This is a genomic window from Pseudalkalibacillus sp. Hm43, assembly GCF_054170705.1.
The window spans coordinates 967656-985553 of the sequence record NZ_CM135129.1 but is presented as its reverse complement, the minus strand read 5'-3'; the positions used below and the strand labels follow the sequence as shown (position 1 = coordinate 985553).

The following is a 17898-nucleotide window of genomic DNA, read 5'->3' as shown; positions in this document are numbered from 1 at the left end:
ACGAATAAGTAGGGGGATTTCCCCACGTTAAGGAGAGATTTGAAGTGAATCTTCGAGAAGAAATTCGAAACATAGCCATCATTGCCCACGTTGACCACGGTAAAACCACATTGGTCGATAAATTATTGCACCAATCAGGTACATTCCGAGAGAATGAACAAGTCAGCGAACGTGCTATGGATTCGAACGATTTAGAAAAGGAACGCGGAATTACGATTCTTGCGAAAAATACAGCGATCAACTATCAAGACAAGCGAATCAACATCATGGATACACCTGGACACGCAGACTTCGGTGGAGAAGTTGAACGGATCATGAAAATGGTTGATGGTGTTCTCTTGCTTGTGGATGCTTATGAAGGTTGTATGCCACAAACGCGCTTTGTTCTGAAGAAGGCATTGGAGCAAAAGTTGACACCGGTTGTTGTCGTCAATAAAATCGACCGACCGTTCGCTCGCCCTACAGAAGTAGTGGATGAAGTGCTCGATCTGTTCATCGAACTCGGTGCAGACGACGATCAACTTGAATTCCCTGTTGTTTATGCTTCTGCCTTGAATGGGACAGCAAGTAAAGATCCAGAACCAGAAAAACAAGAAAATGATATGAGTGCGATTTTCGAATCCATCTTAGATAATATCCCTGCACCGGCTGATACGAGTAATGATCCATTACAATTCCAGGTGGCATTGTTGGATTACAATGATTACCTTGGCCGTATCGGAATTGGTCGTGTCTTCCGTGGGACGATTAAAGTCGGTCAAAGTGTTGCATTGATGAAGATAGATGGATCAGTCAAGAAATTCCGTGTCACTAAGCTATTCGGTTTCCTCGGATTGAAGCGAATTGAAATCAATGAAGCGAAGTCTGGTGACCTGATTGCGATTTCCGGAATGGAAGAAATCAACGTAGGAGAAACGGTTTGTCCAGAAGATCATCAAGAAGCATTACCGATCTTGCGTATCGATGAGCCGACGATCCAAATGACATTCCTTGTCAATAACAGTCCTTTCGCAGGCCGTGAAGGGAAGTATCTGACAAGCCGTAAAATTGAAGAAAGATTGAATCAACAATTGGAGACGGATGTCAGCCTGCGAGTTGAAAACACGGATTCTCCAGATGTATGGACAGTTTCAGGACGTGGAGAATTGCACTTGTCCATCCTGATTGAGAACATGAGACGTGAAGGATACGAGCTGCAGGTTTCAAAGCCAGTCGTCATCATCCGTGAAATCGACGGTCAAAAGTGTGAACCTGTAGAACGAGTACAAATCGACGTACCTGAAGAGCATACTGGAGCGATCATGGAGTCACTAGGTGCTCGTAAAGGTGAGATGGTCAACATGTTGAACCATGGTAACGGTCAAGTACGACTGGAATTCTTGGTTCCAGCGCGTGGATTGATTGGATATACGACTGAATTCTTGACACTCACTAGAGGATACGGAATCTTGAATCACTCTTTCGATAGCTATCAGCCGGTCATCCAAGGAAAAATCGGTGGACGTAGAGAAGGTGTTCTCGTATCCATGGAATCTGGGAAAGCTTCTCAATATGGCATCCTGAATGTCGAGGATCGAGGAACCATTTTCGTAGAACCGGGTACGGACATTTACGAAGGAATGATTGTTGGAGAACACAACCGTGAGAATGACATCACAGTCAACCTTACGAAGGTGAAACAATTGACCAACATGCGTTCAGCAGGGAAAGACAACACGGTTTCAATGAAGAAAGCACGTGTGATGACCCTTGAAGAAGCGCTTGAGTACTTGAACGATGATGAATACTGTGAAGTGACACCAGAATCCATCCGTCTACGTAAAAAGATTCTTGATAAGAATGAACGTGAGCGTTTGGAGAAGAAACGCAAGCTTGCTGAACAGAATTCTTAAAAAGAGAAAAGGAGACGGTATGAATGAGTGTCGATGTCAATGAACGTCTTCAATTCTTTGCAAGATTATATCAAGTGGACCAGAACCCGGAGCTCGGGATGTGGTTCTTGTATCTGACAGTCTTATTGCTTTCGATTGTGGTTTTCAAGTTAGGATTTTCAAGGAAACTTCCGGTACTGAAAGCTGTAGTCGTTTACGTTTTCCTTGCATTAGGCTGTACGTTTCTAACCTTCTTCGCTGTCTTCCTGCCTGTAACGGAAGGCTTGATGGTGGCAGCGGCGATATTGATCATTTATAAAGTGCGTCTGAACCAGCACAAAAAGGAACAAAGCGAATAAAAAAACAGCTCAGTTGCGACTGAGCTGTTTTACTATCTTTGGAAAGGGGAGCATCTTATGAACCTTCAAGATACGTTATACAATTGGTTGAGCATCAAAAGGGTTGCTGATGAAAGGCAAGACGATCAAGCTGCAAAAGACACATTGGATTTCTTCGAGGAAATGTTGACAGAAGATCATCTCGTTGAAGATTTAAGAGTAGAGACGAAACCGCCGATGTATATCATCCATTACTCCATTGAAGGGACTTCTCATCAGAAGCAATTCCCTATCGAGTTGATTGATGCTCTATACGATTCAATAGAGTCTGAACCGAAGTATAACTGACTTACCAGGTTTCTTCCTTGGATGAATCGTTATAGATGATGAAATTTCCCGATGCTTTTCGTTCTTCTGTTCTTTCTTTTATCCGATGATGACATGATTGACACATATAGGTGTGTATCGGTCTGTTCCGCAGTTTCTTAGCCAATGGGCTTTCGTCTTTTAGTTTTTCGATTTTATCACATAGGACACATTTGACACGCATGATATCCACCTCTTTCTAGGACAAGTATACCACGAATATCCCGGTGTGTATAAATCATGCAGCAGCAGGGATAATAAGATTTCTGTCGAAGGTAAAGGTATACGGAAGTGATACTTTGAAATCAACTGCACACCTGATACGTGAAAGGAGCTGTTCGGTATGGCGACGAAAAGTGTATCTTCATTGAATGAAACGCAATTCCAGTTATTGCAGAAAGAATGCTATGTGATTGTGAATACTGTCGACCCTGTGGCACATACCCCATATGTGAATGCGATCTCTTGGGTATATGCACCTGACATGGAAACGATTTTGTTTGCGGTCGATAACCGTTCCAAAGCGGTACGCAATGTTTACGAAAATGAAAATGTATCGATCACCTTCATAGGGGATGAAACGACGTCTGTCATCAACGGGACTGCCGAAGTGATTGAAGAACATATGGATTCAGTACCAATCAAACTTGCGATGATCAAAGTGAAAATATATGAAATTCGAGATGCGATGTTTTATGGTGCGAAAATCGCGCAACCCCCTCAATATGAAAAAACATATGATGCTCAGGCAGCTGCAAAGTTGGATAAGCAGGTCATGAACGCACTTAAAGAAAAAGCGAAATAACATACAAAGAAGAAGGTGACCATTTCGGTCACCTTCTTTTATTATTGTTGCTCTTTGACGCGATCAGGGTCGCTTGGTTTGCTCTTTCCTTGCTTTTCTTGTTGATTCTGCAATTCATTTTCTTTGTTTTGTGGCAGGTTTTTATCATTCTTCCGGATAGGATCCGGTTCTTTTTTGTTCAATTGTCCTGGGACTTCAGGAATCAACCTTCCAGTGATCGCTGCCAACTCTTCCATGATGCCGCCAATCGGTTTACCTTCAGCAATTTGCTTGCCCATCTCTTGTAAACGTGTGAAGATATCCGGATCTGCAGTAATGGCTGCATTCGCACCGTACGGATCATGTTGCAAAGCCTCAGCAACACTGTATTTGATCGATCCTACTCTTGAACGATCCAAGTTATCGTCCACATCGATCCCTACGATTGCGTATTTACCTACGACCACAGCTGTTGCATCTTTTACATCAGGAACTTTCATCGAAAGCTCGACGAGCCGCTTGGAAATCTGTCTGGAACTTTTACGTTCTTCTTTGTTATATTCTACACTCTGTCGAACTTCGATCGGCTTGGTATCGTTCGCTATACTTTCATCTTGCTGGTTGTTCTGGCAAGAAATGAGTATCAGGAATGAAGATAGTATCAATAAACGAGGAATATTACGCAAGGCTGAACATCCTTTCGTGTATATCAAGTTACCGTTATTCTTCGTTTAATCTTCTATCTTTATACAAACGGACATACAGTAAAAGAGGATGAAAAAAGAAGCCTCTCCAAATGCATTGGATCAGCTCCTTTGTACGTCCTATTTAACATTGATTTGTACGATGTGACGAATCGGATTTTCACGGTTGGATCCATCACCGAAGTAGAAGTGGACCGGGCCGTCTTTCAGCGGTTTGCCGTCCAGTGAAAACCCGAGAATTCCAGCTCTTGCTTCTTCGAGTGGCAGTGTTCTTGTCTCGTTCTCAGAGGTGCAAAGTTCAACTTCCGACGCATCCTCTTTCGGCTCTGAGTTGTCGAGAAAGCTTACAAAAGGAATTCCGTAGGATTTTGAGAATAGTTCCTGTTTATCATATTGGATTTTGTTTTGATTCGTATTGACGGGTCCTCTTGCCCCATCTCTTCGTTCTCGGTCCCAATGCTCTGCAACTTCTTTTGCATAATGATCTTCCGCTTCCAATGGTTTTTCATCAAAATATGTGTTCAAATCAACCTTTCGATCATCGAATATCCATACACCCGGATCAAGTGTGATCGGAAAGTTGACATTACCTTTTATGAATACGATGGATTCCATGTATCTCACTCCTAATAAAAAATTCGTACTAAGTATATCGTTCCATCTTCATTTTGTCACATTAGGGTATAGTACTAATAAGTGTTACCATGCAAAAAGACCGATAACTAGATTGTGACATGTGGAGGTGGCGAGACAACAATGTATTGTGAAACGGATGAAGAATTATTGGAACTAGTGGAACGTGCTCGAAACTATACGGGACAAGGGAAAGTAGCAAGTTATATACCAGCGCTGGAAAGAGCGGATCAGAATGACCTTTCCATGGCACTATATTACACAGATGGTCGTTGCGTAAAGGCTGGGGATGTAGAAAAGAAGTTCACTCTGCAAAGTGTTTCGAAAGTCCTTACCCTTGCACTTGCAATCATGGATAGAGGGGAAGAGGAGGTTTTCAGCAGAGTTGGAATGGAACCGACTGGTGACCCTTTCAACTCGATTGCGAAACTGGAGACACAAGTACCTGCAAAGCCTCTTAATCCTATGATCAATGCAGGAGCGCTTGTGGTGACGGATATGATCGCAGGAAATTCTGTTCATCAGAAGTTAGGGAGGCTCCTTTCAATCATTCACGACATGACCAACAACTCTGACATTGATATCGATCATGAGGTCGCACAATCTGAATATGAAACAGCGAATTTGAATCGATCTCTTTGCTATTTCATGAAACAGCATGGTGTTGTAGAAGGGGATGTAGACGAACTCATCGATCTATACACGAAACAGTGTGCGATACAAGTAACATGCTACGACCTCGCGAGAATCGGAGCCGTTTTGGCAAATAAAGGGCTCGATCCTCAAAGTAACAGAAGGATATTACCGGCTAGGATTGCAACGATCGTCAAGACGTTCATGGTTACTTGCGGGATGTATAACGCTTCAGGTGAATTTGCGATTCAAGTGGGGATTCCATCAAAAAGTGGTGTGTCAGGTGCGATTTTAGGTTTGGTACCTCCATCGATGGGTGTCGGCGTGTATGGTCCGGCGCTGAATGATAAAGGAAATAGCATCGGAGGAGTGAAGCTTTTGGAAATGTTATCTCAACGCTATGATTTAAGTATATTTTAATGTGAGACGTCTGATTTATGTTGCATTTTCGGGTATGAAACGATACTATTAGTAATAGAGAGAGGCACTTGGAACGGAGGGATTCGATTTGTCGACTGAGATGGTTACCGGTCATCGTGAAAAAGCATTTGCCCTATTGCAGGCTGATGCAGAAAAAATCCTAAAGTTGATTGAAGTTCAGATGGAAAACTTAACGATGCCGCAATGCCCTCTCTATGAGGAAGTACTCGATACTCAAATGTTCGGACTTTCCAGAGAGATAGATTTTGCAGTGCGTTTAGAATTGATTGAAGCTGAACAAGGGAAAGCATTATTAGAATCGCTTGAACGTCAGCTTACAGCTTTACACGATGCCTGGTCTAAATAAGACTTTGATATCAGTGAACCCTGGACTATGCTCCAGTTGAACATTGATGGATAAATAAAACTCAAGCTGTGGATTCCAGCTTGAGTTTTTTTATGAGGTCATATCGCCCTTTTCTCCGAAATTGACAAGTAATTTTAACTTTATGACCGATATTCGTATGGTACGATGTTGAAGAGACCACCGAAGGAGGTGCGTAGATGATCCCGATTATCGTCATCTTGATCTTATTCCCGATTTCGACCTTTTTACATGAAATGGGTCACTACATAACTGCTCGTATGACAGGGATTAAAGCGTCCGAGATTCGCATGGGATTGGGACCTGTCATTATGAAAATCCATCGACCTTCTTTACATATAGAAGTCGGTCTATTCTTTTTTTTAGGTGCCTATACGATTTCGCGAGGTTCAGATCAGACAGGTGATTTCCAGCGATTGCTCATTTCGTTGAATGGTCCACTGGTCAACCTTGTATTAGCACTTTATGCTTATTTGATATTGAATACGCTGCAAGGGGATCTATCTGAAGCCCTTGTTTCGTTGTTTGCATTCATCAATATCTGGATAGCCATCGGCAACTTGATTCCTTTTCAAATCAAGGGGAAAAAATCAGATGGATGGATCGTATTTGAAAGCTTATGGAAAGTCATCAAGAGAAAAACAGCACATTGAATTCCTGAGAGCTCGAATAAATGATTTAGTGGTATGTGGAAGGAAATCGGTTTTTTGACTCGAATAGTTTCTTAATAAAGATTTATGTGGGGTTGGCAAACATGCTAAAAAAAATGTTTAAAAACTATGATTATACGATGATTGCGATCGTACTTGCTTTATGTGCCATCGGTCTTGTGATGGTCTATAGTGCAAGCATGATCGAAGCGGTGACGAAGTATGGAAGAAGCAGTGATCACTTCTTCAACAAGCATTTGATATGGGTGTTTCTTGGTATCATCGTATTTTCCGTGTTCATGATCCTGCCGTATAAAATGTATCAAAAATTGATTGTGCCCATTACGGTCACGATGCTACTGTCATTGGTCGCAGTCTACTTTTTCGGTAATGAAGTCAACAATGCAAGATCCTGGTTTTCCGTCGGGGGCTTCAGTATCCAACCGGCAGAGTATGCGAAATTGGGGATCATATTGTATTTGGCGTCTGTTTTCTCAAAAAAACAGAGTTACATATCCGATTTCAAGACAGGTGTAGCACCTCCATTAATCGTCTTGTCTCTCGTTTGTTTCCTCATCTTCATCCAACCCGATTTGGGAAGTATGATGATTGTGGCGATGACGGCAGGAGTCATCCTATTCTGTTCAGGGATGAAATGGAAGCATCTTACGATCATGAGCTCGGTACTCTTTTTTCTCGGGTTCATCGCTTTCAAGTTTTTCTTAAGTAGCGAACAATTGTCCCGTTTTTCCGCAGCATATCGTCCATTTGAAGATCCGACAGATTCGGGATTTCAATTGATCAATGGTTATTTGGCACTCGGAACAGGTGGGATGTTCGGTAAAGGCTTAGGTCAAAGCATACAAAAGTATGGCTTCTTGCCTGAACCGCATACAGACTTCATCATTACGATTGTCGCTGAAGAACTTGGTTTTGCCGGTGTATTTGTGATCATTCTCATGTTGATGTATATCGTCTTCAAAGGGATGTACACAGGATTGCATTGTAAAGACGCATTCGGAAGTCTTCTGTCGATCGGGATTTCCGGTATGATCGGAATTCAAACGATCGTCAATCTGGGAGCTGCTTCTGGCATACTTCCTGTCACTGGTGTTACACTACCTTTTATCAGCTACGGAGGCTCGTCACTGATCCTCTTGATGATGAGTGTAGGAATTCTAGTCAATATATCCATGTTCGTAAAATACCGTAAAGAGCAATCACCTCCAGCCAATCATTCGATCCCATCATCACAACAACGGACGAAGCTGAGAGTCGTATCACAACAACGTGTATCTCAATAAGGAGGAATCACTTATATGCAAAAGATCAACAAAATTCTAGTTGCCAACCGTGGAGAAATCGCGATCCGGATTTTCCGGGCATGTACGGAATTGAATATTCGTACAGTTGCAGTCTATTCCAAGGAAGACTCCGGGTCTTTCCATCGATACAAAGCAGACGAAGCTTACCTGATCGGTGAAGGCAAGAAACCGATTGATGCATACCTGGATATCGAAGGGATTATTGAAGTTGCGAAGCGTTATGAAGTGGATGCGATCCATCCTGGTTACGGATTCTTATCTGAAAACCTCCATTTCGCCAAAAGATGTGGCGAGGAAGGCATCAAATTCATAGGTCCTGAAACTGAACACCTGCTCATGTTCGGAGATAAAGTCCGTGCACGTGCTGAAGCGATAAAAGCTGACATTCCAGTCATTCCTGGAAGTGATGGACCAGTTGAGACAGTTGAAGAAGTGAGAAGCTTTGCGAAAGAAAACGGATTCCCGATCATCATCAAAGCTACGCTCGGAGGCGGAGGACGTGGAATGCGGATCGTCCGCAATATGGCATCACTTGAAGATGCATACGACCGCGCAAAATCAGAAGCCAAAGCAGCATTTGGTAAAGATGAAATCTATGTAGAAAAATTCGTAGAGAACCCAAAACATATCGAGGTTCAAATTGTCGCAGACGAACACGGTAATATTGTGCATTTGTATGATAGAGACTGTTCTGTCCAACGTCGTCATCAAAAAGTCGTCGAAGTTGCTCCAAGTGTTTCCCTAACAGACGAAAAACGTGAAGAGATTTGTGCTGCTGCAGTCAAATTGATGAACAATGTACAATACGTGAATGCTGGAACAGTTGAATTTCTTGTCGCGCAAGATGGTTCTTTCTATTTCATCGAAGTGAACCCTCGTGTGCAAGTTGAACATACGATAACTGAAATGGTAACAGGGATTGATATCGTCCAATCCCAAATTATGATTGCACAAGGATACAAGCTGTATGACAGCCCGTTGTCCATCCCGACCCAGGACAAAATTGCTTGTCACGGAGTGGCAATCCAGGCACGTGTTACAACTGAAGACCCTGCCAACAACTTCATGCCTGATACAGGGAAAATCATGGCCTATCGTACCGGTGGAGGTTTCGGAGTACGACTTGATGCAGGGAACGGGTTCCAGGGAGCGATCATCACGCCGCATTACGATTCGTTGCTTGTAAAACTCTCCACATGGGCTCTGACTTTCGAACAAGCTGCATCCAAGATGGTCCGGAACTTAAGAGAATTCCGTATCCGTGGAATCAAAACGAACATCGCCTTCTTGGAGAATGTCATCAAGCATGAACAGTTCGTATCAGGTGAATACAATACAGCGTTCATCGACACTACTCCAGAATTGTTTGTTTTCCCTAAACGGAAAGACCGGGGTACGAAAATGCTTTCGTATATTGCGAATGTCACGGTCAACGGTTTCCCAGGGTTAGGCGTTCAAAAGAAACCTGCATTCAATAAACCTAGAATTCCATATGTGAACTATACAGATCCGATCAAGGAAGGTACCAAGCAGATCTTAGATCGTGAAGGTGTAGAAGGACTGACGAACTGGATTAAATCGAGAGAGGAAGTCCTGTTGACGGACACGACTTTCCGGGACGCTCATCAATCCTTGTTAGCAACCCGTGTTCGTACGAATGACTTGCTTCAGATTGCAGAACCAACTGTAAGACATGTACCGGAATTGTTCTCGTTAGAGATGTGGGGTGGAGCGACATTCGATGTTGCATACCGGTTCTTGAATGAGGATCCATGGGAACGATTGATTCAAATGCGGAAGAAATCACCGAACGTCCTTTTCCAAATGCTGTTGAGAGCATCGAATGCGGTTGGATATAAAAACTATCCGGACAATGTAATCAAGGAGTTCGTTGAAAAATCTGCAGATGCAGGTATTGATGTATTCAGGATCTTCGACAGTCTCAACTGGATCGATGGCATGAAAGTGGCGATCGAAGCTGTCCGCGAAACTGGAAAAGTAGCAGAAGCAGCAATCTGTTACACAGGAGACATTTTGGATCCGAACCGACCGAAATATGACTTGAACTATTATGTTTCAATGGCGAAAGAGTTGGAACAGGCTGGCGCTCATATTTTAGGAATCAAGGATATGGCTGGGCTCTTGAAGCCTCAAGCAGCTTACGAACTGATTTCTGCATTGAAACAAGAAATCAATATTCCGATCCATCTTCATACGCATGATACGAGTGGTAACGGAATCATGACATATGCGAAAGCAGTCGAAGCGGGAGTCGATATCGTCGATGTGGCGATCAGTGCAATGTCTGGGCTGACTTCTCAACCGAGTGCAAATTCCTTGTACTATGCATTGGAAGGTAGCGGAAGACAGCCGAAGGTTTCCATCCATAACCTAGAAGAACTCTCGCATTATTGGGAAGATGTGCGTAAGTATTACCAGGGCTTCGAAAGTGGTATGAATGCACCACATACAGAAGTGTATGAACATGAAATGCCAGGTGGCCAATATAGTAACCTGCAACAACAGGCGAAAGCAGTCGGACTCGGCCATCGTTGGGATGAAGTGAAACGAATGTACCGCCGAGTCAATGACCTATTCGGTGATATCGTTAAAGTAACACCATCTTCCAAGGTAGTTGGAGACATGGCGCTCTATATGGTTCAAAATGAACTGACTGAGGATGATATCTTTGAAAAAGGTGAATCACTCGACTTCCCTGACTCTGTTGTGGAAATGTTCCAAGGGTATTTAGGCCAACCACATCAAGGCTTCCCAAGAGAATTACAACAGGTCATTTTGAAAGGAAGAGAGCCGCTAGCGGTGCGACCTGGTGAAATGCTAGAGCCGGTCGATTTCCAAGAGCTGAAAGAAGTTCTCTATCATAAACTCAATCGTCAAGTTACGAGTCACGACCTCATTTCCTATGCCCTTTATCCTAAGGTATACATGGACCGTGAGAAAATGGAAGAGCAGTTCGGAAATGTGAGCGTGCTCGATACGCCAACTTTCTTCTACGGAATGCGCTTAGGCGAAGAGATTGAGATCGAAATCGAGCAAGGAAAAACATTGATTGTGAAGTTGGTTTCCATTGGAGAACCACAAATTGATGGAACGAGAACCGTATACTTCGAATTGAACGGTCAACCTCGTGAAGTTGTCGTCCGAGACGAAAATGTGAAAACGAATGTCGTGACAAAACCGAAGGCTGATAAGTCCAATGAAAAACATATCGGTGCATCTATGCCTGGTACAGTCATCAAGGTTCTTGTGGAAAAAGGGGAGTCTGTCAAAAAAGGTGATCACTTGATGATCACTGAAGCCATGAAGATGGAAACGACGATCCAAGCTCCGTTTGATGCAGAAATTCAAGACCTCCATGTGAAAAATGGAGACACTCTCCAACCAGGAGACCTACTTATAGAGTTGAGCTAATCTAAAATGAACCATCTGGCCGCGGGCCAGATGGTTTTTTTTGTGAGAAAGAGATATGAGTTCCTGCTGGAAGCTCTAGCAGGTACTGAAAAAACCAAACCCAAAATCTGAGTACCCGCTAGAGGATCGGATTCCGAAAGACATGAAAAAACACGCGTCCTACGACGCGTGTTTCTTTTCATTTTACCGATAATCAAGACTTTCGGAGGAGTACCATGATCAAATAACTTAATGTCGCAAAGAGTAGAGAAACGAATAAGCCGTGTGCTAATCCTATAAATAGATTCAATTTCGTAAAGATGATCAGTGCTCCTGTCGTGACTTGCATGGAAACTAAGATCAGAAGGATCAAGAATGAACGATAGAGTGTAGGGACGTCTCTGTAATACATGCGAATTTGGATGAAACTGAGTAATACCCATACGAAGAATAGTCCAGCCATGAACCGATGACTATAATGGATCAGTTCCAATTCATTCGTAGGTGGTAATATTTGTCCGTTACATAGAGGCCATCCGGAACATGCTAGGCTCGCTTTCGTATGTCTGACCAGTGCACCGGTATAAACCAGTGTATATAAATAGATGAAAAGAAAGTAAGCATTCCACCTGAAGCCGCGATCGATCTTCAGTACGACTCTCCCTTTCTCGCCCTGGAAGATGACGACCGTCAATAGGACGACACTTGCAAATGAGATCAGTGAGAAGCCGAAATGAAGGGCGAGCACGAAAGAAGATTGCCCCCATACGACAGCTGCTGCTCCTAACAGTCCTTGGAATACGATAAAGAAGACCGATAGGATGGCTAATACTTTCACTTCTTTTGATTTTCGATTTGTTAACCATGACCAGACTGCTAGAACTATGACCATCAATCCAAGAGCAGCCGACACAATTCTATGGCTGTATTCAATGATGGTCTCTAATTCAGGTTGGGTAGGGAGTACTTCTCCATAGCACAATGGCCATGAGTTGCCACAACCTTCTCCGGATCCTGTCGTCGTTACGATGGCTCCCATAAGGAGGACCATGAGCATACCGAAGCTGGTCAAGATTCCATATATTTTCAAAATTCGATTCATCGTCGACACCTTCTCACAAAGTAGTACACCATTAGATTTATATTATAGAAGCATAGATTATATCGTATAAGAGAAACTAAGTTCTAATGTCGAATGGAGTCTTATGTAAGTATACAAAACTATTGAATTCGTTTATAATGTTAAAGGACATTTCAATCGTGAATATCGTAACATATGTCTTGGAAGCAAATCATTATAAATGTGAACAACCATAGACAATTTACGAAAACTTGTTTTCACGGAGCCTATTTACTGATAAATTAGAATAGGTGTTTTCCTTACGCTTATGATTGATGTAAGATATGGAAATAGAGCTTTTTAAAGGAGGTGGAAGCATGAGCAAAACGAATACGACAACTTATGAAGCATCAAGCCGAGTGATGGAGCCAGGACCTTTATCAGAAGCTAATCCGACTGGTACTTGGAAAGATTTCCTGACACTCGCAAAAATGGGGATCGTCATGTCGAACCTCATTACGACATTCGCTGGTTTCTGGATCGCATTGAAAGTCACTGAGTCCAGTTTGATCGCAAACATTCCGACAGCATTGTTGACCCTACTAGGTTCAGCACTTGTGATTGCTGGGGGATGTAGTCTGAACAACTATATCGATCGTGATATCGATCATTTGATGGAAAGAACGCATGAACGTCCGACCGTAACAGGCAAGATTGATGCCAATCAGGTATTGTGGGTTGGGATCATTTTGTCAGCAATCGGAACATTGCTATTGATGTTCGCCTCCTTGATGGCTGCACTCCTTGGTGTGATAGGACTCTTTGTGTATGTTATCGTTTACACGATGTGGTTGAAGCGTACGCACTCCATTAATACGGTTGTTGGTGGAATTTCTGGCGCAATCCCGCCACTGATTGGTTGGGCAGCAGTTGATCCGAACCTGCATATGACAGCATGGCATTTGTTCTTGATTATGTTTTTATGGCAGCCTCCTCACTTCTTGGCATTAGCAATGAAAAGATGTGAAGAGTACCGCAAAGCCGGAATTCCTATGCTTCCTGTTGTATCAGGTTTTAAAATGACGAAGCGGCAGATGGTAGTTTATGTAGCAGCGTTGCTTCCGGTAAGTTTATACCTGTATCACTTCGGCATCGTCTACGTGATCGTTGCCGCGGTTCTCGGACTTGGATGGTTAGCTCTTGGTATCTCAGGATTCTTCATGAAGGATGATATCAAGTGGGCTAGAATGATGTTCGTCTATTCCTTGAACTATTTGACCATCATGTTCGTGGTTATGATTATCGTCAATCGCTAAGGGTGGACACGCCCTCTGGCGATTACATATTTTTAATTTGTAAAATTCGTTCTTTAGTACAACAGAGAAAGCGGGGTATGATTTAGTAATGAAACGATGGCTACGAATCGGGCGCATTATTCCATTGTTCGGAATTCTGATGCTTGGCTTAATGGGTTGTGGAAACCCTCAGTTATCTGCATTACAACCACAAGGTAAAGGGGCAAGTGCTCTTTTTGATCTTATGATCCTAAGTCTTGCCATCATGGTTGTCGTGCTTGTAATCGTATTTATTCTATTTGGATATGTATTGGTGAAATTCAGAGAACGTAAAGGTGACGATACAATTCCTGAGCAAGTCGAAGGGAACCATCTTCTAGAGGTTCTTTGGACTGCTATTCCGATTGTATTGCTACTGGTACTTGCTGTACCGACAGTCATGACGACTTTCGATTTGGCTGTTAGTGAGAAGAGTGCTGAAGAATCGAAGGATGCTTCCGGTGATAAGGAAGGACCTATGACGATCAATGTTACAGCACACCAGTATTGGTGGGAGTTTGAATACCCAGATCAAGGTGTTATCACTTCTCAAGAGCTTTACCTTCCAGTTGACGAGCGAGTGAATGTGAACCTTTCTTCCGCAGACGTTATCCACTCTTTCTGGATTCCGACGATCTCCGGTAAGATGGATACCAACCCTGGAGATAAGCTTGAGAACACAATGTGGCTTCACCCAGAAAAGACAGGTACCTTCCAAGGTGCATGTGCTGAGCTTTGCGGAGACTCACATGCTTTGATGTATTTCAAAGTTAAAGTTCTTGAAAAAGAAGAGTTCGATGCTTGGATGGAAAGCATGAAAAACACGAAGTATGATGATGCACCATCTCAAGTCGCTGAAGGCCAAAAGATTTTTGAAAACAACTGTCTTTCATGCCATGCAGTTGGCGATAAAGGTGGTAATGTAGGACCAGCATTGACTGGATTTGCTGACAACGAAAAAGTTGCTGGGATCCTTGAACATAACAAAGATAACATCAAAAAGTGGATTAACGATCCACAAGACATCAAGCCTGGTAACAACATGCCGGACTTCAATTTCAATGAACAACAGTTAGATGCACTAGCTGATTACCTATTGGAACTTAAAACCGCTGAGTAAGCGTAGTTTCAATCGCTTTAAAAAGGAGGTACAATCGTGAGTAACGCATATGCAGCGAATAAAAGCGTTTTATGGGATTGGCTTACGACAGTCGACCATAAGAAAATTGGAATTCTATACCTCATTTCCGGCGGGTTCTTCTTCTTAGTCGGGGGTTTAGAGGCTTTATTGATCCGTATTCAATTGATGGGTCCAGAAATGACATTCTTGACAGGGGACCTTTATAACCAAGTATTGACGATGCACGGTACAACGATGATCTTCCTGGCAGCCATGCCGATCATCTTTGCATTTATGAATGCTGTCGTACCACTGCAGATAGGGGCTCGAGACGTAGCCTTTCCATTTCTTAACTCATTAGGTTTCTGGTTATTCTTCTTCGGAGGAGTATTACTTAACCTTAGTTGGTTCCTAGGTGGCGCTCCGGATGCCGGATGGACGGCTTATGCGCCGCTATCTACGCAATCTAGCGGTCACGGAGTCGACTTTTATGTACTAGGATTGCAGATCTCTGGTGCAGGTACGTTAATGGGGGGAATCAACTTCCTCGTAACGATCATTAACATGAGAGCGCCTGGAATGACGTTCATGCGTATGCCATTGTTCACTTGGACAGCATTCGTAACTTCTGGACTTATTCTATTTGCTTTCCCAGCTTTGACAATCGGATTCTTCCTATTGATGTTCGACCGTATTTTCGAAGCGAATTTCTTTGATGCCAATATGGGTGGTAACGCGATCATCTGGGAGCACATCTTCTGGATCTTCGGTCACCCGGAAGTATACATTCTGATCTTACCGGCATTCGGTATTATTTCAGAAGTAGTAGCAACATTTGCTAAGAAACGTCTATTCGGTTATAGCGCAATGGTATTCGCTACCGTATTGATCGGTTTCTTAGGATTCATGGTTTGGGCCCACCACATGTTCACAGTTGGATTGGGACCAGTAGCGAACTCCATTTTCGCAGTAGCGACGATGGCGATCGCGATTCCTACCGGGGTTAAGATTTTCAACTGGATCTTCACGATGTGGGGCGGTAGAAACCGTTTTACAACAGCGAATCTTTTCTCAGTAGGATTCATCCCGACATTCGTTATGGGTGGAGTGACAGGGGTCATGCTTGCTGCAGCTCCAGCAGACTATCAATATCATGATAGCTATTTCGTAGTCGCTCACTTCCACTACGTTATCGTTGGTGGATTGATTCTCGGACTATTCTCTGGACTTTATTACTGGTATCCAAGAATGTTCGGTGTGATGTTGAATGAAACGCTTGGAAAATGGAATTTCTGGACATTCTTCATTGGATTCCACTTGACGTTCTTCCCTCAGCACTTCTTAGGGTTGATGGGTATGCCACGTCGTTATTTCACTTATCCAGAAGAGTTCGAACTTGGTTCATTGAACTTCATCAGTACGATAGGTGCCATAGGAATGACAATCGGGACGATCCTATTCGTCATCAACATCTTCGTTACGCATGCTAAAGGTGAGAAAGTGAGTGGAGATCCATGGGATGGCCGTACGCTTGAATGGGCGATGCCGAACCCGACTCCTCACTATAACTTCTTGCAAACTCCACTAGTTCGTGGATTGGATGCATTATGGATTGAGAAAATGGCAGGAAACAAAGGAATGACACCAGCAGAACCGATTGGTGACATCCACATGCCGAACAATTCAATCTTGCCGTTTGTCATGTCCTTAGGATTCTTCATTGCGGGACTAGGGTTCATTTACATCAATACATTAGGTTTACCGGCATTGATTGCGGTAATTGGCGGTATTGGGATCGGTCTTGTATGTATGTTCTTAAGATCATGGATCGACGATCATGGTTATCATATCCATAAAGAAGATTTACTGAAAGAGAACAAGGGGGTTGATGCATAATGGACGTAGGGCAACGCTTAACGGATCAAAACTTCCCTGAATCCCCTGAAAAAGCAACTCTCGAAGGTAAAAACAAGTTTTTAGGATTCTGGTTGTTTTTAGGTGGAGAAACTGTATTATTTGCGACATTGTTCGGAACTTATTTAGGGTTGCGTAACTCATTCGGTAAAGGTCCAGAAGCATCTGAAATCTTCCAATTACCGATTGTTTTCATCGCGACAATGATTCTACTTACAAGTAGTTTGACGAGTGTGTATGCCGTTCTGGCTTTGAAGGAAAATAGAGTTAAGGCCATGAGAGGCTGGTTCTTTGTAACACTGTTACTTGGAGTTGGGTTCCTTGGCCTAGAGATTTATGAATTTGTGCATTATGTACATGAAGGACACACCTTTACTTCAGGTGCCTTCGGATCTGCGTTCTATACGCTTGTCGGTTTCCACGGAGGACACGTTCTTTTCGGAGTCCTTTGGATCACCGCCTTGCTTGTACGTAACCGCGGACGAGGATTGACGCTCTACAACTCGCCGAAGTATTACCTTTTCGCTTTATACTGGCACTTTGTCGACGTTGTATGGGTATTCATCTTCACAGTCGTATATCTAATGGGAAAGGTGGGGTAATTGATGGCTAGTCACGAAGAAACAAAATCTGTCCATCACCACACGTCCTTGCAGAAGAAAATCAAGTTGAAGCAAGAACGTCGTCAACATAATGTATCTTTCGTTATGATGATCTTGTTGACGATCGTAGCGTTTGCAGCGATAGCGAGCGATGCTGTCTCTAACAAAGTTGCCATTCTATTCATCCTGGTACTAGCAGCTGTTCAAGTGTTTTTCCAACTTTACGTTTGGATGCATCTAGGACATAAAGGACATGAATTCCCAATGTGGGGAATTGCAAGTGGTCTTTTGATCGCTGTCATCACTGTCGGTACATTGATGGGACTTATCTGGTAGTTTGGCACAAGA

18 protein-coding genes are annotated in these 17898 nt (G+C 43.1%); 14 read left to right on the top strand and 4 right to left on the bottom strand.

Annotated features, from left to right (window positions below; translation table 11 throughout):
• Window positions 1-44 precede the first annotated feature (44 nt).
• Genes typA through ACXQIQ_RS05215 form a run of 3 tightly spaced genes read left to right on the top strand, consistent with a single transcriptional unit; the run spans window position 45 to window position 2557 of the window.
• Window positions 45-1892 carry a translational GTPase TypA gene (gene typA / locus ACXQIQ_RS05225; protein ID WP_439299818.1) on the top strand — a complete coding sequence of 616 codons (1848 nt, stop codon included), beginning with the start codon at window positions 45-47 and terminating at the stop codon, window positions 1890-1892.
• 23 nt (window positions 1893-1915) lie between these two features.
• Window positions 1916-2230: a YlaH-like family protein gene (locus ACXQIQ_RS05220; protein ID WP_439299819.1), complete on the top strand. Its 315-nt coding sequence runs from the start codon at window positions 1916-1918 to the stop codon at window positions 2228-2230.
• Between the two features lie 57 nt (window positions 2231-2287).
• Entirely contained in the window at window positions 2288-2557 is a 270-nt protein-coding gene (locus ACXQIQ_RS05215; RefSeq protein ID WP_439299820.1) for a hypothetical protein, read from the top strand.
• A gap of 1 nt (window position 2558) precedes the next feature.
• Here ACXQIQ_RS05215 and ACXQIQ_RS05210 read toward each other — a convergent pair whose 3' ends face one another.
• Window positions 2559-2759, bottom strand: coding sequence for a YlaI family protein (locus ACXQIQ_RS05210; protein WP_226551330.1), 201 nt, complete (start codon window positions 2757-2759; stop codon window positions 2559-2561).
• A gap of 159 nt (window positions 2760-2918) precedes the next feature.
• Between ACXQIQ_RS05210 and ACXQIQ_RS05205 the strand changes: the two genes are divergently transcribed.
• Window positions 2919-3380 carry a pyridoxamine 5'-phosphate oxidase family protein gene (locus tag ACXQIQ_RS05205; RefSeq protein WP_439299821.1) on the top strand — a complete coding sequence of 154 codons (462 nt, stop codon included), beginning with the start codon at window positions 2919-2921 and terminating at the stop codon, window positions 3378-3380.
• A 41-nt stretch (window positions 3381-3421) separates the two neighbouring features.
• On the opposite strand, the gene ACXQIQ_RS05200 is transcribed toward ACXQIQ_RS05205, so the two are convergent.
• Both ACXQIQ_RS05200 and ACXQIQ_RS05195 read right to left on the bottom strand, forming a co-directional pair.
• On the bottom strand, window positions 3422-4045 hold the full coding sequence (locus ACXQIQ_RS05200) for a YhcN/YlaJ family sporulation lipoprotein (RefSeq protein WP_439299822.1): 624 nt from the start codon (window positions 4043-4045) through the stop codon (window positions 3422-3424).
• A 138-nt stretch (window positions 4046-4183) separates the two neighbouring features.
• Window positions 4184-4678, bottom strand: coding sequence for a peptidyl-prolyl cis-trans isomerase (locus ACXQIQ_RS05195; RefSeq protein ID WP_439299823.1), 495 nt, complete (start codon window positions 4676-4678; stop codon window positions 4184-4186).
• Window positions 4679-4819: 141 nt separating this feature from the next.
• Here ACXQIQ_RS05195 and glsA point away from each other — a divergent pair, with 141 nt between their 5' ends.
• The 5 genes from glsA (at window position 4820) to pyc (ending at window position 11541) form a co-directional block, all read left to right on the top strand.
• Complete coding sequence (gene glsA / locus ACXQIQ_RS05190) at window positions 4820-5749, top strand: glutaminase A (RefSeq protein ID WP_439299824.1); 930 nt, start codon at window positions 4820-4822, stop codon at window positions 5747-5749.
• A gap of 100 nt (window positions 5750-5849) precedes the next feature.
• Window positions 5850-6116 (top strand): YlaN family protein, encoded by a 267-nt coding sequence (locus ACXQIQ_RS05185; RefSeq protein ID WP_439301930.1) that lies wholly within the window; start codon window positions 5850-5852, stop codon window positions 6114-6116.
• 197 nt (window positions 6117-6313) lie between these two features.
• Window positions 6314-6787 carry a site-2 protease family protein gene (locus ACXQIQ_RS05180; RefSeq protein ID WP_439299825.1) on the top strand — a complete coding sequence of 158 codons (474 nt, stop codon included), beginning with the start codon at window positions 6314-6316 and terminating at the stop codon, window positions 6785-6787.
• Between the two features lie 101 nt (window positions 6788-6888).
• Window positions 6889-8088, top strand: coding sequence for a putative lipid II flippase FtsW (gene ftsW, locus ACXQIQ_RS05175; protein ID WP_439299826.1), 1200 nt, complete (start codon window positions 6889-6891; stop codon window positions 8086-8088).
• 15 nt (window positions 8089-8103) lie between these two features.
• On the top strand, window positions 8104-11541 hold the full coding sequence (pyc, locus tag ACXQIQ_RS05170; RefSeq protein WP_439299827.1) for a pyruvate carboxylase: 3438 nt from the start codon (window positions 8104-8106) through the stop codon (window positions 11539-11541).
• A 193-nt stretch (window positions 11542-11734) separates the two neighbouring features.
• On the opposite strand, the gene ACXQIQ_RS05165 is transcribed toward pyc, so the two are convergent.
• Window positions 11735-12622 carry a COX15/CtaA family protein gene (locus tag ACXQIQ_RS05165; protein WP_439299828.1) on the bottom strand — a complete coding sequence of 296 codons (888 nt, stop codon included), beginning with the start codon at window positions 12620-12622 and terminating at the stop codon, window positions 11735-11737.
• Between the two features lie 335 nt (window positions 12623-12957).
• On the opposite strand from ACXQIQ_RS05165, the gene cyoE reads away from it, so the two are divergent.
• The 5 genes from cyoE (at window position 12958) to ACXQIQ_RS05140 (ending at window position 17886) form a co-directional block, all read left to right on the top strand.
• Window positions 12958-13896 (top strand): heme o synthase, encoded by a 939-nt coding sequence (gene cyoE / locus ACXQIQ_RS05160; RefSeq protein ID WP_439299829.1) that lies wholly within the window; start codon window positions 12958-12960, stop codon window positions 13894-13896.
• An 88-nt stretch (window positions 13897-13984) separates the two neighbouring features.
• Window positions 13985-15034 carry a cytochrome c oxidase subunit II gene (gene coxB / locus ACXQIQ_RS05155; protein ID WP_439299830.1) on the top strand — a complete coding sequence of 350 codons (1050 nt, stop codon included), beginning with the start codon at window positions 13985-13987 and terminating at the stop codon, window positions 15032-15034.
• 36 nt (window positions 15035-15070) lie between these two features.
• Complete coding sequence (ctaD, locus tag ACXQIQ_RS05150) at window positions 15071-16930, top strand: cytochrome c oxidase subunit I (RefSeq protein ID WP_439299831.1); 1860 nt, start codon at window positions 15071-15073, stop codon at window positions 16928-16930.
• A complete protein-coding gene (locus tag ACXQIQ_RS05145; RefSeq protein ID WP_439299832.1) occupies window positions 16930-17550 on the top strand; it encodes a cytochrome (ubi)quinol oxidase subunit III in 621 nt (206 codons plus the stop codon). The genes ctaD and ACXQIQ_RS05145 overlap by 1 nt, the downstream gene beginning before the upstream one ends.
• 3 nt (window positions 17551-17553) lie before the next feature.
• Window positions 17554-17886: a cytochrome C oxidase subunit IV family protein gene (locus tag ACXQIQ_RS05140; protein WP_439299833.1), complete on the top strand. Its 333-nt coding sequence runs from the start codon at window positions 17554-17556 to the stop codon at window positions 17884-17886.
• Window positions 17887-17898: the final 12 nt, after the last annotated feature.

What these genes read in the sequence shown, in the direction of transcription:
- ACXQIQ_RS05220 (WP_439299819.1), top strand. Translation starts at nt 1,916, where the DNA reads ATGAGTGTCGATGTCAATGAACGTCTTCAATTCTTTGCAAGATTATAT.
- ACXQIQ_RS05215 (WP_439299820.1), top strand. Translation starts at nt 2,288, where the DNA reads ATGAACCTTCAAGATACGTTATACAATTGGTTGAGCATCAAAAGGGTT.
- ACXQIQ_RS05210 (WP_226551330.1), bottom strand. Translation starts at nt 2,759, where the DNA reads ATGCGTGTCAAATGTGTCCTATGTGATAAAATCGAAAAACTAAAAGAC.
- ACXQIQ_RS05205 (WP_439299821.1), top strand. Translation starts at nt 2,919, where the DNA reads ATGGCGACGAAAAGTGTATCTTCATTGAATGAAACGCAATTCCAGTTA.
- ACXQIQ_RS05195 (WP_439299823.1), bottom strand. Translation starts at nt 4,678, where the DNA reads ATGGAATCCATCGTATTCATAAAAGGTAATGTCAACTTTCCGATCACA.
- glsA (WP_439299824.1), top strand. Translation starts at nt 4,820, where the DNA reads ATGTATTGTGAAACGGATGAAGAATTATTGGAACTAGTGGAACGTGCT.
- ACXQIQ_RS05185 (WP_439301930.1), top strand. Translation starts at nt 5,850, where the DNA reads ATGGTTACCGGTCATCGTGAAAAAGCATTTGCCCTATTGCAGGCTGAT.
- ACXQIQ_RS05180 (WP_439299825.1), top strand. Translation starts at nt 6,314, where the DNA reads ATGATCCCGATTATCGTCATCTTGATCTTATTCCCGATTTCGACCTTT.
- ftsW (WP_439299826.1), top strand. Translation starts at nt 6,889, where the DNA reads ATGCTAAAAAAAATGTTTAAAAACTATGATTATACGATGATTGCGATC.
- pyc (WP_439299827.1), top strand. Translation starts at nt 8,104, where the DNA reads ATGCAAAAGATCAACAAAATTCTAGTTGCCAACCGTGGAGAAATCGCG.
- ACXQIQ_RS05165 (WP_439299828.1), bottom strand. Translation starts at nt 12,622, where the DNA reads ATGAATCGAATTTTGAAAATATATGGAATCTTGACCAGCTTCGGTATG.
- cyoE (WP_439299829.1), top strand. Translation starts at nt 12,958, where the DNA reads ATGAGCAAAACGAATACGACAACTTATGAAGCATCAAGCCGAGTGATG.
- coxB (WP_439299830.1), top strand. Translation starts at nt 13,985, where the DNA reads ATGAAACGATGGCTACGAATCGGGCGCATTATTCCATTGTTCGGAATT.
- ACXQIQ_RS05145 (WP_439299832.1), top strand. Translation starts at nt 16,930, where the DNA reads ATGGACGTAGGGCAACGCTTAACGGATCAAAACTTCCCTGAATCCCCT.
- ACXQIQ_RS05140 (WP_439299833.1), top strand. Translation starts at nt 17,554, where the DNA reads ATGGCTAGTCACGAAGAAACAAAATCTGTCCATCACCACACGTCCTTG.